General features: G+C 60.5%; 8 protein-coding genes and 2 rRNA genes. 4 read left to right on the top strand and 6 right to left on the bottom strand.

Annotated elements, in window-relative coordinates; all coding sequences use genetic code 11:
• Positions 1-90 precede the first annotated feature (90 nt).
• From ACTDXD_RS12495 to ACTDXD_RS12485, 3 genes are all read right to left on the bottom strand, one after another.
• Positions 91-3,225 (bottom strand): 23S ribosomal RNA (locus ACTDXD_RS12495).
• Positions 3,226-3,529: 304 nt separating this feature from the next.
• Positions 3,530-5,051: ribosomal RNA gene (locus ACTDXD_RS12490) — 16S ribosomal RNA — on the bottom strand.
• Together the 16S and 23S rRNA genes form the textbook arrangement of a ribosomal RNA operon.
• Positions 5,052-5,534: 483 nt before the next feature.
• Positions 5,535-6,131, bottom strand: coding sequence for an AAA family ATPase (locus ACTDXD_RS12485; RefSeq protein ID WP_440127309.1), 597 nt, complete (start codon positions 6,129-6,131; stop codon positions 5,535-5,537).
• 108 nt (positions 6,132-6,239) lie between these two features.
• Between ACTDXD_RS12485 and ACTDXD_RS12480 the strand changes: the two genes are divergently transcribed.
• Both ACTDXD_RS12480 and ACTDXD_RS12475 read left to right on the top strand, forming a co-directional pair.
• Complete coding sequence (locus ACTDXD_RS12480) at positions 6,240-7,385, top strand: DNA cytosine methyltransferase (RefSeq protein ID WP_440127632.1); 1,146 nt, start codon at positions 6,240-6,242, stop codon at positions 7,383-7,385.
• A 24-nt stretch (positions 7,386-7,409) separates the two neighbouring features.
• Positions 7,410-7,823 carry a very short patch repair endonuclease gene (locus ACTDXD_RS12475; RefSeq protein ID WP_440127308.1) on the top strand — a complete coding sequence of 138 codons (414 nt, stop codon included), beginning with the start codon at positions 7,410-7,412 and terminating at the stop codon, positions 7,821-7,823.
• A gap of 48 nt (positions 7,824-7,871) precedes the next feature.
• On the opposite strand, the gene ACTDXD_RS12470 is transcribed toward ACTDXD_RS12475, so the two are convergent.
• A complete protein-coding gene (locus tag ACTDXD_RS12470) occupies positions 7,872-9,020 on the bottom strand; it encodes an acyl-CoA dehydrogenase family protein (protein WP_440127307.1) in 1,149 nt (382 codons plus the stop codon).
• Positions 9,020-10,252, bottom strand: a complete 1,233-nt coding sequence (locus ACTDXD_RS12465) for an acyl-CoA dehydrogenase family protein (RefSeq protein WP_440127306.1) — start codon at positions 10,250-10,252, stop codon at positions 9,020-9,022. The genes ACTDXD_RS12470 and ACTDXD_RS12465 overlap by 1 nt, the downstream gene beginning before the upstream one ends.
• A gap of 287 nt (positions 10,253-10,539) precedes the next feature.
• Here ACTDXD_RS12465 and ACTDXD_RS12460 point away from each other — a divergent pair, with 287 nt between their 5' ends.
• Positions 10,540-11,433, top strand: a complete 894-nt coding sequence (locus ACTDXD_RS12460) for a TIGR03619 family F420-dependent LLM class oxidoreductase (protein WP_440127305.1) — start codon at positions 10,540-10,542, stop codon at positions 11,431-11,433.
• 14 nt (positions 11,434-11,447) lie between these two features.
• Here ACTDXD_RS12460 and ACTDXD_RS12455 read toward each other — a convergent pair whose 3' ends face one another.
• A complete protein-coding gene (locus ACTDXD_RS12455) occupies positions 11,448-12,269 on the bottom strand; it encodes a class I SAM-dependent methyltransferase (RefSeq protein ID WP_440127304.1) in 822 nt (273 codons plus the stop codon).
• A 143-nt stretch (positions 12,270-12,412) separates the two neighbouring features.
• On the opposite strand from ACTDXD_RS12455, the gene ACTDXD_RS12450 reads away from it, so the two are divergent.
• Positions 12,413-13,591: a Rieske 2Fe-2S domain-containing protein gene (locus ACTDXD_RS12450; RefSeq protein WP_440127303.1), complete on the top strand. Its 1,179-nt coding sequence runs from the start codon at positions 12,413-12,415 to the stop codon at positions 13,589-13,591.
• Positions 13,592-13,621: the final 30 nt, after the last annotated feature.

The raw sequence follows: 13,621 nt of genomic DNA, 5'->3' as shown, positions 1-13,621 counted from the left end.
CACAGCCCCCTCACGTCAGGAGCTCCGCCCACCCAATTCTGACGAATCGGGTGCTGTTTCAGACACCGCACAGTGGACGCGTAACACCTTCATGATAAGTCCTCGGCCTATTAGTACCAGTCACCTCCACACATTACTGCGCTTCCAGTTCCGGCCTATCAACCCGGTGGTCTGCCGGGGGCCTTACCCCAATAAAGGGTGAGAAACCTCATCTTGGAACAGGCTTCCCGCTTAGATGCTTTCAGCGGTTATCCCTTCCGAACGTAGCCAACCAGCCATGCCCCTGGCGGGACAACTGGCACACCAGAGGTTCGTCCGTCCCGGTCCTCTCGTACTAGGGACAGCCTTCCTCAAGTTTCTTACGCGCGCGGCGGATAGAGACCGAACTGTCTCACGACGTTCTAAACCCAGCTCGCGTGCCGCTTTAATGGGCGAACAGCCCAACCCTTGGGACCTACTCCAGCCCCAGGATGCGACGAGCCGACATCGAGGTGCCAAACCATCCCGTCGATATGGACTCTTGGGGAAGATCAGCCTGTTATCCCCGGGGTACCTTTTATCCGTTGAGCGACACCGCTTCCACATGCCGGTGCCGGATCACTAGTCCCGACTTTCGTCCCTGCTCGACCTGTCAGTCTCACAGTCAAGCTCCCTTGTGCACTTACACTCAACACCTGATTGCCAACCAGGCTGAGGGAACCTTTGGGCGCCTCCGTTACATTTTAGGAGGCAACCGCCCCAGTTAAACTACCCACCAGGCACTGTCCCTGAACCCGATCAGGGCCCGAGGTTAGACATCCAATACGATCAGAGTGGTATTTCAACAACGACTCCACAAACACTGGCGTGCCCGCTTCACAGTCTCCCACCTATCCTACACAAACCGAACCGAACACCAATACCAAGCTATAGTGAAGGTCCCGGGGTCTTTTCGTCCTGCCGCGCGTAACGAGCATCTTTACTCGTAATGCAATTTCGCCGAGTCTGTGGTCGAGACAGCAGAGAAGTCGTTACGCCATTCGTGCAGGTCGGAACTTACCCGACAAGGAATTTCGCTACCTTAGGATGGTTATAGTTACCACCGCCGTTTACTGGGGCTTAAATTCTCAGCTTCGCCACCACAAGGGCAGCTAACCGGTCCTCTTAACCTTCCAGCACCGGGCAGGCGTCAGTCCGTATACATCGTCTTACGACTTCGCACGGACCTGTGTTTTTAGTAAACAGTCGCTTCTCTCTGGTCTCTGCGACCCCACCCAGCTCACACCGTAAAGGCGATCACCAGACGAGGTCCCCCTTCTCCCGAAGTTACGGGGGCATTTTGCCGAGTTCCTTAACCACAGTTATCTCGATCGCCTCAGTATTCTCTACCTGACCACCTGTGTCGGTTTGGGGTACGGGCCATGTGAAAGCTCGCTAGAGGCTTTTCTCGGCAGCATAGGATCACTGAATTCACCACAACGGCTACGCATCACCTCTCAGGCACATGAGTGGCGGATTTGCCTACCACTCGCCCTACAGGCTTACACCGGCTATTCCACCAGCCGGCCCAGCTACCTTCCTGCGTCACCCCATCGCTTGACTACTACCACCGAAGGTCCCGTGCATCCACACACCCATCCCCCGAAGGGAACAGACCTGCTTCAGGACGGTTAGTACCAGTGATTCATCAGGGGCGCGTTCACACGGGTACGGGAATATCAACCCGTTGTCCATCGACTACGCCTGTCGGCCTCGCCTTAGGTCCCGACTCACCCTGGGCGGATTAACCTGGCCCAGGAACCCTTGGTCATTCGGCGGACGAGTTTCTCACTCGTCTTTCGCTACTCATGCCTGCATTCTCACTCGCATGGCCTCCACAACTAGTTCACACTGCTGCTTCCACGGCCACACGACGCTCCCCTACCCATCCACACCACTGCACAAGTTTCCGCAGAAACAAGCGTGTGTCATGCGAATGCCGCGGCTTCGGCGGTGTACTTGAGCCCCGCTACATTGTCGGCGCAGGACCACTTGACCAGTGAGCTATTACGCACTCTTTCAAGGGTGGCTGCTTCTAAGCCAACCTCCTGGTTGTCTCAGCGATCCCACATCCTTTTCCACTTAGTACACGCTTAGGGGCCTTAGCCGGCGATCTGGGCTGTTTCCCTCTCGACTACGAAGCTTATCCCCCGCAGTCTCACTGCCGCGCTCTCACACCCTGGCATTCGGAGTTTGGCTGACGTCAGTAACCTTGTAGGGCCCATCGGCCATCCAGTAGCTCTACCTCCAGAGTGAAACACGCGACGCTGCACCTAAATGCATTTCGGGGAGAACCAGCTATCACGGAGTTTGATTGGCCTTTCACCCCTACCCACAACTCATCCCCTCAGTTTTCAACCTAAGTGGGTTCGGGCCTCCACGACGTCTTACCATCGCTTCACCCTGGCCATGGGTAGATCACTCCGCTTCGGGTCTAGAACATGCCACTGCACCGCCCTATTCGGACTCGCTTTCGCTACGGCTACCCCACACGGGTTAACCTCGCGACATGCCACTAACTCGCAGGCTCATTCTTCAAAAGGCACGCCATCACCCACCAGCCACCAAAGGCTGCACAGGCTCTGACGGATTGTAAGCGCACGGTTTCAGGTACTATTTCACTCCCCTCCCGGGGTACTTTTCATCTTTCCCTCACGGTACTAGTCCGCTATCGGTCACCAGGGAGTATTCAGGCTTATCGGGTGGTCCCGACAGATTCACACCGGATTTCACGGGCCCGGTGCTACTTGGGTACCTTTCACGAGAGCCGGCAAATTTTCGTCTACGGGATTCTCACCCTCTACGACAGGCCGTTCCAGACCACTTCGACTAATCCACCGGTTTCTTACTCTCGCTCATCATGACAGTGATGAGAAGAAAAGCCCCACAACCCCACAAGTGCAACCCCTGCCAGGTATCACACACCCATGGTTTGGCCTCTTCCGCGTTCGCTCGCCACTACTGACGGAATCACATATTGTTTTCTCTTCCTGTGGGTACTGAGATGTTTCACTTCCCCACGTTCCCTCCACACGCCCTATATATTCAGGCGCGGGTAACACGACATCACTCGTGCTGGGTTTCCCCATTCGGAAATCCTCGGATCACAGCTCGGTTGACAGCTCCCCGAGGCATATCGCAGCCTCCCACGTCCTTCATCGGCTCCTGGTGCCAAGACATCCACCGTACGCTCATAAACACTTACAACAAAGATGCTCGCGTCCACTGTGCAGTTCTCAAACAACACACAACAACCCCTACCGGAACCCACCCTGAAGGCGGAAAACTTTCGCAGGTCATCGTCGCTGATCAAACACAAACAACGTGTTCTCTCAGGACCCAACAGTGCACCGATATAACCCCTCGAATTCGCCACAGTGGACAAACCCGGATGAGAAGTACTTGTCAGCGTTCCACCCATGAGCACCACCGGACAACATGTGTGTCCGTAATGGCTCTGCCTGCTCCCCCGACACCAACGTGTCGATCCGAGACAGGAGATGCTCCTTAGAAAGGAGGTGATCCAGCCGCACCTTCCGGTACGGCTACCTTGTTACGACTTCGTCCCAATCGCCGATCCCACCTTCGACGGCTCCCTCCCACAAGGGGTTAGGCCACCGGCTTCGGGTGTTACCGACTTTCATGACGTGACGGGCGGTGTGTACAAGGCCCGGGAACGTATTCACCGCAGCGTTGCTGATCTGCGATTACTAGCGACTCCGACTTCACGGGGTCGAGTTGCAGACCCCGATCCGAACTGAGACCGGCTTTAAGGGATTCGCTCCACCTCACGGTATCGCAGCCCTCTGTACCGACCATTGTAGCATGTGTGAAGCCCTGGACATAAGGGGCATGATGACTTGACGTCGTCCCCACCTTCCTCCGAGTTGACCCCGGCAGTCTCCTGCGAGTCCCCACCATTACGTGCTGGCAACACAGGACAAGGGTTGCGCTCGTTGCGGGACTTAACCCAACATCTCACGACACGAGCTGACGACAGCCATGCACCACCTGTATACCGACCACAAGGGAAACCACATCTCTGCAGTCGTCCGGTATATGTCAAACCCAGGTAAGGTTCTTCGCGTTGCATCGAATTAATCCACATGCTCCGCCGCTTGTGCGGGCCCCCGTCAATTCCTTTGAGTTTTAGCCTTGCGGCCGTACTCCCCAGGCGGGGCGCTTAATGCGTTAGCTACGGCACGGATCCCGTGGAAGGAAACCCACACCTAGCGCCCACCGTTTACGGCGTGGACTACCAGGGTATCTAATCCTGTTCGCTACCCACGCTTTCGCTCCTCAGCGTCAGTTACTGCCCAGAGACCCGCCTTCGCCACCGGTGTTCCTCCTGATATCTGCGCATTTCACCGCTACACCAGGAATTCCAGTCTCCCCTGCAGTACTCGAGTTTGCCCGTATCGCCTGCAAGCCCGCAGTTGAGCTGCGGGATTTCACAGACGACGCGACAAACCGCCTACGAGCTCTTTACGCCCAGTAATTCCGGACAACGCTCGCACCCTACGTATTACCGCGGCTGCTGGCACGTAGTTGGCCGGTGCTTCTTCTCCAGGTACCGTCACTTGCGCTTCGTCCCTGGTGAAAGAGGTTTACAACCCGAAGGCCGTCATCCCTCACGCGGCGTCGCTGCATCAGGCTTTCGCCCATTGTGCAATATTCCCCACTGCTGCCTCCCGTAGGAGTCTGGGCCGTGTCTCAGTCCCAGTGTGGCCGGTCGCCCTCTCAGGCCGGCTACCCGTCGTCGCCTTGGTAGGCCATTACCCCACCAACAAGCTGATAGGCCGCGGGCTCATCCTGCACCGAAAAACTTTCCACCAAAAACCATGCAGCCTTTGGTCATATCCGGTATTAGACCCAGTTTCCCAGGCTTATCCCGAAGTGCAGGGCAGATCACCCACGTGTTACTCACCCGTTCGCCACTAATCCACCCAGCAAGCTGGGCTTCATCGTTCGACTTGCATGTGTTAAGCACGCCGCCAGCGTTCGTCCTGAGCCAGGATCAAACTCTCCGTTAAAGACTCATAATCAAAACCCCGAAGGGCTGATCAGTCAAAGACATCGAGCCAAATCACTAGCAAAAAAACTCAAACTAGCAAAACACTGACCACCACAGACGGAAGAATGTGATGATCAGCAAATTCGACCACCGAACATCATCGGTGATCGCACCAAAATAATTGGCACTGACATTCATCGGCACACTGTTGAGTTCTCAAAGAACACGCACACATCATCACTCACCGGACACATCCGGCTCGTTCCGAGGCAACTGTTCCAGCCTAGACCGTTTCACTCACGGACGCAAATCCGTGTGCGGTTCGGAACCAGGGGCGGTGCGAAACCTTACCAGAAGGTGTCGTACCAGTGAAATTCAGGCGTCTTCGTCCAACCTCGTTGTCCCTGACCGTGTGGTCCGGGTCGGTGTCCGTGTCGCTCTGACCTGGAATAAGTTACGCGAGGTCCTGCCGGAACACCAAATCGCCAGGTCAAATGGGTTTTTATCCGGAAGTGCGCCCGTCATCGGCACCGAATCGGTCAGTGGAGGACCGAAGGTCGTCGTGGATACGGCCCACCACCGCATCCGCAGACCAGGACACGTCGAACACTGTCTCCGCCACGAAAGGCAGGAGCTGGAGCCCCCGGTACCACGTGCCCATGTCTGCAGGACTGAACTCGGCTGCCTCCGGACGCGTGGCATGTCGGGCAAGAGTCTGCTCGAACGAGAGGTCGAAGACATAGAAGAAGGAGCGGTCGGTCGACCTCGCGAGACGCTCGAGCATTTCGCCGTACCGGTCGGGGTCGAGAATCCCCTCGATGATGGTCAACCGCCCCCGCTTCATGCACTCCGTCGCGATCATCTCGATGAGGTCGATGTTGAGACCTCCCGGTTCATCGCGCTCACGCAAGATCGTGCGACGGACGTTGTCTTGGGCGACGACCGCGCACTCTGCCTTACCGAAGCGGTGCCGTAGGGCCTTGGTCACTGTGCTCTTACCCGACCCCGAAGCACCACGGATCACCACGAGCGGGGGTTCGGCGTGTGCAACCACGAAATCACCGTAGCGAAGGACCGAAGCCTCGGTGAGGGTGTTCATCGCGGGACGACACCGTGTTCATGCGTCGACTCACGGATCAGTACAACTCTCGAGTAACGTCTCCGTTTGAGCCGAGCGAGGAAGGGTGCCGTGACGTCGACGGGGAACATGGTCGGGTTGTTCGCCGGAATCGGCGGCCTCGAACTGGGGCTGACGGAGCACGGTTGGAATACAGAGCTCCTGTGCGAGGTGGACCCAGGAGCACAAGCTGTCCTCGGCACGCGGTTTCCGAACATTCCCCTCCATCCCGATGTGACGCGCCTGCGCTCTCTTCCTCAGAACACGGAACTGGTCGCGGCAGGTTTCCCATGCCAAGACCTTTCTCAGGCCGGCCGGACCGCGGGGATCACGGGGTCGAAGTCCAGCCTCGTCGATGAGGTCTTCCGGCTTGTGAAGAGGAAGAACGGTCCCCGCTGGCTGGTCATCGAGAATGTGCCGTTCATGCTGCAGCTCGGCCGGGGTGCTGCGATGCGGCACATCACCGACGCGCTGGGTGAGCTCGGGTACATGTGGGCATACCGCGTCGTCGACGCTCGCGCTTTCGGTCTACCGCAGCGCAGGCAGCGTGTTCTGATGGTCGCCTCCCGTACCGAGGATCCCCGGACCGTGTTGTTCGGCGAGGACGCAGGCATGCCCATCGAAGGCAATCCCGACCTCTATCCGTGCGGGTTCTATTGGACAGAGGGTGTCCGCGGCCTCGGATGGGCGATCAATGCAGTCCCCACTCTCAAGGGCGGCTCGACGCTGGGTATCGCAAGTCCGCCTGCGGTGCGGTTGCCGTCGGGCGAGATAGTGACCCCCGGCCTGATCGACGCCGAACGACTCCAGGGCTTCGACCCCGATTGGACAGCACCGGCCGTCCAGGCTGCCGGCGTCCGGCCCGGACACCGGTGGCGGCTCGTCGGCAATGCGGTGAGCGTACGGATGGCGTCGTGGGTAGGTCACCGCCTCAGCCATCGGATCGAGTACTCCCCCGACCACGAAACGCCTCTGGCAACGGGCGACGCCTGGCCGAGCGCAGCCTGGGGGATGCAGGGCAAGACCTTCCGGGTCCACGAATCACTGTGGCCGGTCCACTCTCCGTACGAGGATCTCGGCGGGTTCCTCGACGAGTCCCGGTTGCTGTCGGCAAGAGCCACCGCCGGGTTCCTGCGCCGCGCGCGCTCCGGCAAGCTGCGCTTTCCTCCGGGCTTCCTCGACGACGTCGAGAATCATCTGGACCGTATGGGCGGCTTCCCGACAGTCGCAGCGTAGGGATTCGAGCACAGGGGGGTTCGTATGGCGTCGTCCGACCGACCGCCCACCGATGCTCGCACGCGCGCACGAATGAGCAGGCAGCGTCGCCGCGACACGGCACCCGAGATTGCGCTCCGGCGGGAGCTACACCGACGCGGGCTGCGGTTCTTCGTCGATCGCGCCCCGATAGCAGGTATGCGACGACGCGCCGACCTGGTCTTCCCCCGGCGACACGTTGCTGTCTACGTGGACGGGTGCTTCTGGCATCGGTGCCCTCTACATGCGACTGCCCCGAAGAACAATGCCGAGTGGTGGGACACCAAACTCGCGGCGAATGTTCGACGCGACCGCGACACGGATGCACGACTGACCGAGGCGGGGTGGACAGTCGTGCGGGTATGGGAACACGAAGATGCGACGACGGCGGCCGACCGTGTCCAGCGCTCCCTCGAATAGGGAGACGCCCTCACGGTAGGCCGCCGTCGCTGTGGTTACGGCTTTAGGTTACGGCTTGACCAGCTCTGCGTATCGAGCGATGTGCTGTTCGGCGCTGCCGAACTCGTACTCGATTGCCGTCAGCCGCTTGAAGTAGTGGCCGACGGCAAGTTCCTCGGTCATGCCCATCCCACCGTGCAATTGGACTGCGTTCTGGCCGATGAACCGTGCCGCACGGCTGGTTGTCGCCTTCGCGGCCGAGACTGCGCGAGCCCTGCCTACGTCGTCGGAGTCGAGGTGCAACACCGCAAGGTACACCGCAGAAACGGCCTGTTCGAGCTCCATGTACATATCGACCATGCGATGCTGCAGGACCTGGAAGCTGCCGATGGGCTGGCCGAACTGCTGGCGCTGCTTGCAGTAGTCGACGGTGTCGGCGAGCACCTTGCGCATCAGTCCGACGGATTCCGAGGCGACCGCCGTGATCGCCTCGTCCACAGTCCTGGAGATTGCACTCCAGGCCTTGCCCTGCTCGCCTAACAGTGCATCGGCGGGTAGTCGCAGCCCGGTGAACTCGAGGTCGGCTGCGCGGCGGTCGTCGATCGTCCGATACGAGTGGACCGCCACACCGGCGGGCGGAGCGCTGGCGTCGAACTCGAGCAGGAACAGTGAGATCCCGTCGGTATCGAATCGATCGCCCTCGGTACGCGCGGTGACGAGTATGTGGGTGGCCAGCGGCGCGCTGCCCACCACGATCTTGGCGCCGTCGAGCACCCATTCGTCGCCGTCACGCCGCGCTGTCGTGGTGACGTCGTGCAGTACGTATCCGGAAGTCTCCTCGGTCGCTGCGAACGCAGTAACGGCGTCGCCTGCCGCGATCCGTTCGAGGGTGGACTTCGCGCGGTCGCCCCCTGCGCGTCCGAGAAGTCCGCCCCCGAGAACCACTGTGTCGACATATGGCTCGATGACGAGCGCCCGGCCTAGTTCTTCCGCCACCACCATGAGTTCGACCGGGCCACCACCCATGCCACCGACGTCTTCGGGAAGAGTCGCACCAAGGATGCCGAGTTCGTCGGCGAATGCGCGCCACGCCTCGGGCTGCCAGCCCGCTCCCGTGGTCGCGGCCTTCCGGCTGCGGCCGAGGTCGTACCGGCTCGCGAGGAATTTGGCGACCGAATCACGAAGGAGCTCCTGCTCCTTGCTCAAACCGAAGTCCATCAGAGCCCCAATGCTGCTTTGGCGAGAATGTTTCGCTGAATTTCGTTGCTACCGGCGTAGATCGATCCGGCGCGGTCGTTGAAGTAGCGCAACGGCGCGACCGCTTGCCATTCGTCGCCACTGAGGTAGTCGCCGCTGGGCGGCACGAAATCCGCGACCGGGCCGCCAGGCTTCGTCGCGTGCGGCTGGTAGACGCGGCCGCGAGGACCGGCTGCTTCGAGCGTGAGCCGTGTAAGCGTCTGGCTGAGTTCGGTGCCGAGCACCTTGAGCATCGACGACGCGGGTCCCGGATCCTTTCCCGCCGCCAATGCGGCCAGCGTGCGATATTCGAGGATCTCGAGGACCTCGGTGCGGATGCGCGCGTCCGCGAGCGCCGCGGAGAACGACGGATCGTCGATGAGCTTGCCACCGGAGGGGCCCGGTTGCTCTGCTGCGGCCGTCGCGATCCGCTCGGCCATCACCTGCAGGGCGGGCGCTGCGGCTGCGCCACCGCGTTCGAAGACGAGCAGATACTTGGCGACCGACCATCCCTCGTCGATCTTGCCGAGGACGTTGCTCTTCGGCACCCGCACCTCGTCGAAGAAGACCTGATTCTGCACTTCTTCACCGGAGGTCATCACCAGCGGACGGATCTCGATGCCCGGCGCCGACATGTCGATCAGCACGAACGTGATGCCGTGCTGCTTCTTCTCGGACTTCGTCGTGCGCACGAGCGCGAACATCCAGTTCGCCTCGGTAGCATGCGTCGTCCAGATCTTGCTGCCGGTCAAGATGAGGTCGTCGCCGTCGTCGACCGCTGCCATCGTGAGCGACGCCAGGTCCGATCCGGACTCCGGCTCGGAGTAGCCCTGACAGAAAAAGACCTCACCGGTGAGGATTCCGGGGAGGAAGAAGTCCTTCTGCTCCTGCGTGCCGTAAGCGATGATCGCGTGCGAGACCATTCTGATCCCCATCGGCGACAGCGTCGGAGCACCGGCGAGGACCGACTCGCGGCCGAAGATGTAGTGCTGTGTCTGCGTCCAATCGCAACCTCCGTACTCGACCGGCCAGGCGGGGGCGGCCCAGCCACGTTCGTGCAGGATCCGCTGCCACTCCATGCTGGCCTCGTGATCGGAGTACACGCTCGTTGCAAGCGTGCCGGCACGACGCAATTCGGGTGTCAGCTTCTCATCGAGAAACGAGCGGACCTCGTCTCTGAATGCGGCTTCGGCCGCTGACCACGCAAGTTCCATGTTGTCTCCCAGCAGGGTCGCTCGCCGCAACCTTTTGGTGCGAATTGCCGTTAACTTTTCAGGATCGAACGGAGATTACTGGCGCGCGTACCCGAACGTCAACAGGGAATCCATGATTCCCACATCAGGTTCAACCGTCAGAATAGGTGAGACCCGGCGTTCACGTAATTGCTTCAGCAGCCTTGCATGCCCGACGGTCCAGAACAGAATTCTGATATTCGCCTATAGTGACTCTCGTCACGGGAGCTCTTACGTCTGGCAGGCACACCCACACAGGAGTCGAGCACATGAAGTTCTGGAGCGGCACAGCGTTCATGAAAACCGCAGAGATGCCTGGGGTCGCACGAATGCTCGACGAAGCGGGTTTCCACGGCATGCTGATCTCCGACCACCTCGTCTTTCCCAAGGAAATGACGACGATCTACCCCGGCCACGAAAGTGGCAAGATGTTCTGGCCCGCCGACACCGAGTGGCCGGATGCATGGGTGCTGATCGGCGCTATGGCAGCAGTCACCGAGAACCTGCACTTCGGGAACAACGTCTACATCGCGCCCTCACGCCCCATCATCGAGGTCGCCAAGCAGGTCGGCACTGCAGCAACGATCGCAGGCGGACGCGTGTCGATCGGGCTGTCCGCCGGATGGATGCGCGAAGAGTTCGAGCTCCTCGGCCAGGACTTCGACAACCGCGGCCCTCGGCTCAACGAGATGATCCAGGCACTGCGCGAACTGTGGAAGGGCGGCTGGGTGTCATGGAAGGGTGAGTACTACGACATCCCCGAGATGATGATCGAGCCTCATCCGCCCGAACCGGTGCCGATCCTGTGCGGCGGAGAATCGAAGGCAGCCCTGCGGCGGGCCGCACGATATTGCGACGGCTGGGTCGGCACCGCCTACACCCTCGACGACGCCGAGCATTGGATTCAGCGCATCAACGATCTCAGACGCGAGTACGGACGCGAGCACGAACCGTTCGACATCATCATGGGACTGCGCGACACCCCGTCCCTCGAACTGTACAAACAGGCCGAGAAGATCGGCGTCACCGGTGTGATGGTGTCGCCGTGGGCGAACTGGGAGCGCACGCACTCCGGCGACCACAACCATCTGCTGGGCAGCGCAGAAAGTTACCGGGCCCCCATCGCCGACTTCCGGGAGAAGATCATCGACCGGCTGACCTGAACTGGCCCGTCCCCCTACTTCGCCGGCGCCGTCTCGAAACGGTTGAGCTTGTACGTGGTCACCGGCGGCGGCACCAGATAGCGCAAGACTTTGAGTCCCAACCGGTACCGCAGCGGCCACGTCCGCCCCACCTCGGATTGGGGTGACGCGAACGTCCTCGATTCGAGCAACGTCAATCCGAGGGGTTCGAGCGTGTGCGGCTCATCGCACGTCCACACCATCCGGGCGGGCACCGCTTTGAAGACCGGATTGCGGTCCTGGCTGTTCATCATTGCCCGGCCACCGGTGTCGAATGAGATACCGGCCCCGGGGAATTCCTCCACGATGCGTTCGAGCACCGTATGCACCTGATCCGCCGGAAAGTACAGGAGCACCGCTTCGCTCAGCAGGAAGACGGGCCCGCCACGCTCCTTGACCTGCTCGAACCAGTCGGTGTCGAAGAGCGAACCCGCAGTCGTCGTGTAGCGGTCCGAATCGGAGAAGAAACGCCTGCGCAGTTCCATGGTGTCGGGGACGTCGAGATCGAACCAGTTCACGCGACCGTTGTCGAGTCGTTCGAATCTTGTCGACAACCCGCATCCGAGATCTACGACTGTGCCATCGGGATGTTCGGCGAGAAAGCTGCGCACGTAGCCGTCGAAGATCGACGCACGCAGCACCGATCCCGACAGCGACGGACCGCGGAACTTGGCGAAGTCGTAGTCGAGGGTGTCGACGAGCTCAGTGGCCTTGCGGTCGCCGAGCACGCTGTGACGGCGACGCGCATCGAGCGCCCGTCCGTAGAGCGGGATCAGCAGCGTTTCCTGAATTTCGCCAAGCGAGACGGAGTCACCCATCAGCCCAATATAGGTTAGGGAAACCTAATTCGAAATGCCTTCTGTGAATTTCCGCCCGCCCAGCGGGAGCCACGGTTCCCTTCGCTTCTCCTCACTCCGGACCATGCAATGCATCACATTCACAGCCCACCCCGGAGGCCTGCATGACCGCACTCTCCAGCCAACCCGACACACCCACCTCGAATGATGAGGAAATCCGCGTCATCGAAGCAGCCGCTCCCCCGGAGCGATTCGCACGCGGATGGCACTGCATCGGACTGATTCGCGACCTCGCCGACGGCAAGCCCCACCAGATCGACATCTTCGGCACCAGCGTCGTGGTATTCGCCGACAGCCAGGGGAAACTCAACGTTCTCGACGCATACTGCCGGCACATGGGCGGCAACCTGGCACAGGGCACCATCAAGGGCGACTCGATCGCATGCCCATTCCACGACTGGCGTTGGAACGGCAAAGGCAAATGCAGCGACATTCCCTACGCTCGCCGGGTCCCGCCCTTGGCCCGCACCAGAGCGTGGACCACTCTCGAACGCAACGGTCAGCTGTTCATATGGAACGACCCCGAAGGAAACCCGCCGCCGGCGGACGTGACGATTCCGCACATCGAGGGCTACGGCACCGATGAATGGACGGACTGGTCGTGGAAGACCATCCGTATCAAGGGTTCCCACTGCCGGGAGATCATCGACAACGTCGTCGATATGGCGCACTTCTTCTACGTGCACTACTCGTTCCCGCGCTATTTCAAGAACGTGTTCGAGGGACACACCGCCACGCAGTACATGCGCTCGACCGGACGCGAGGACGTCATCGTCGGCACGAACTACGACGATCCCAATGCCGAGTTGCAGTCCGAAGCCACCTACTTCGGGCCGTCGTACATGATCGACTGGCTCGAATCCCAGGCCAACGGGATGACCATCAACACCGTGCTGATCAACTGCCACTATCCCGTGAGCAACGACGAATTCGTGCTGCAGTACGGCGCAATCGTGAAGAAGCTGCCCGGATTGTCCGACGACGCAGCCGCGGGTATGGCCGCCCAGTTCGCAGACGGTGTACAGCTCGGATTCGAACAGGACGTCGAGATCTGGAAGAACAAGGCCCCGATCGACAATCCGCTGCTGTCCGAGGAAGACGGCCCGGTCTATCAGCTCCGTCGCTGGTACAAGCAGTTCTACGTCGACGTCACCGACGTCACCGACGACATGACGACGCGCTTCGAGTTCGAAATCGACACCACCCGCGCGGTCTCCAACTGGCGTCAGGAAGTCGACGAGAACATCACCGCCGGCCGCGTCATCAACTCCACCGCGCCCTGACCCGGCGCCCGCAGCAAGAACAGGAACACC

This window comes from Rhodococcus sp. SJ-3 (assembly GCF_051918125.1).
GTDB lineage: Bacteria > Actinomycetota > Actinomycetes > Mycobacteriales > Mycobacteriaceae > Rhodococcus.
This window is presented reverse-complemented; position numbering and strand designations above follow the sequence as displayed.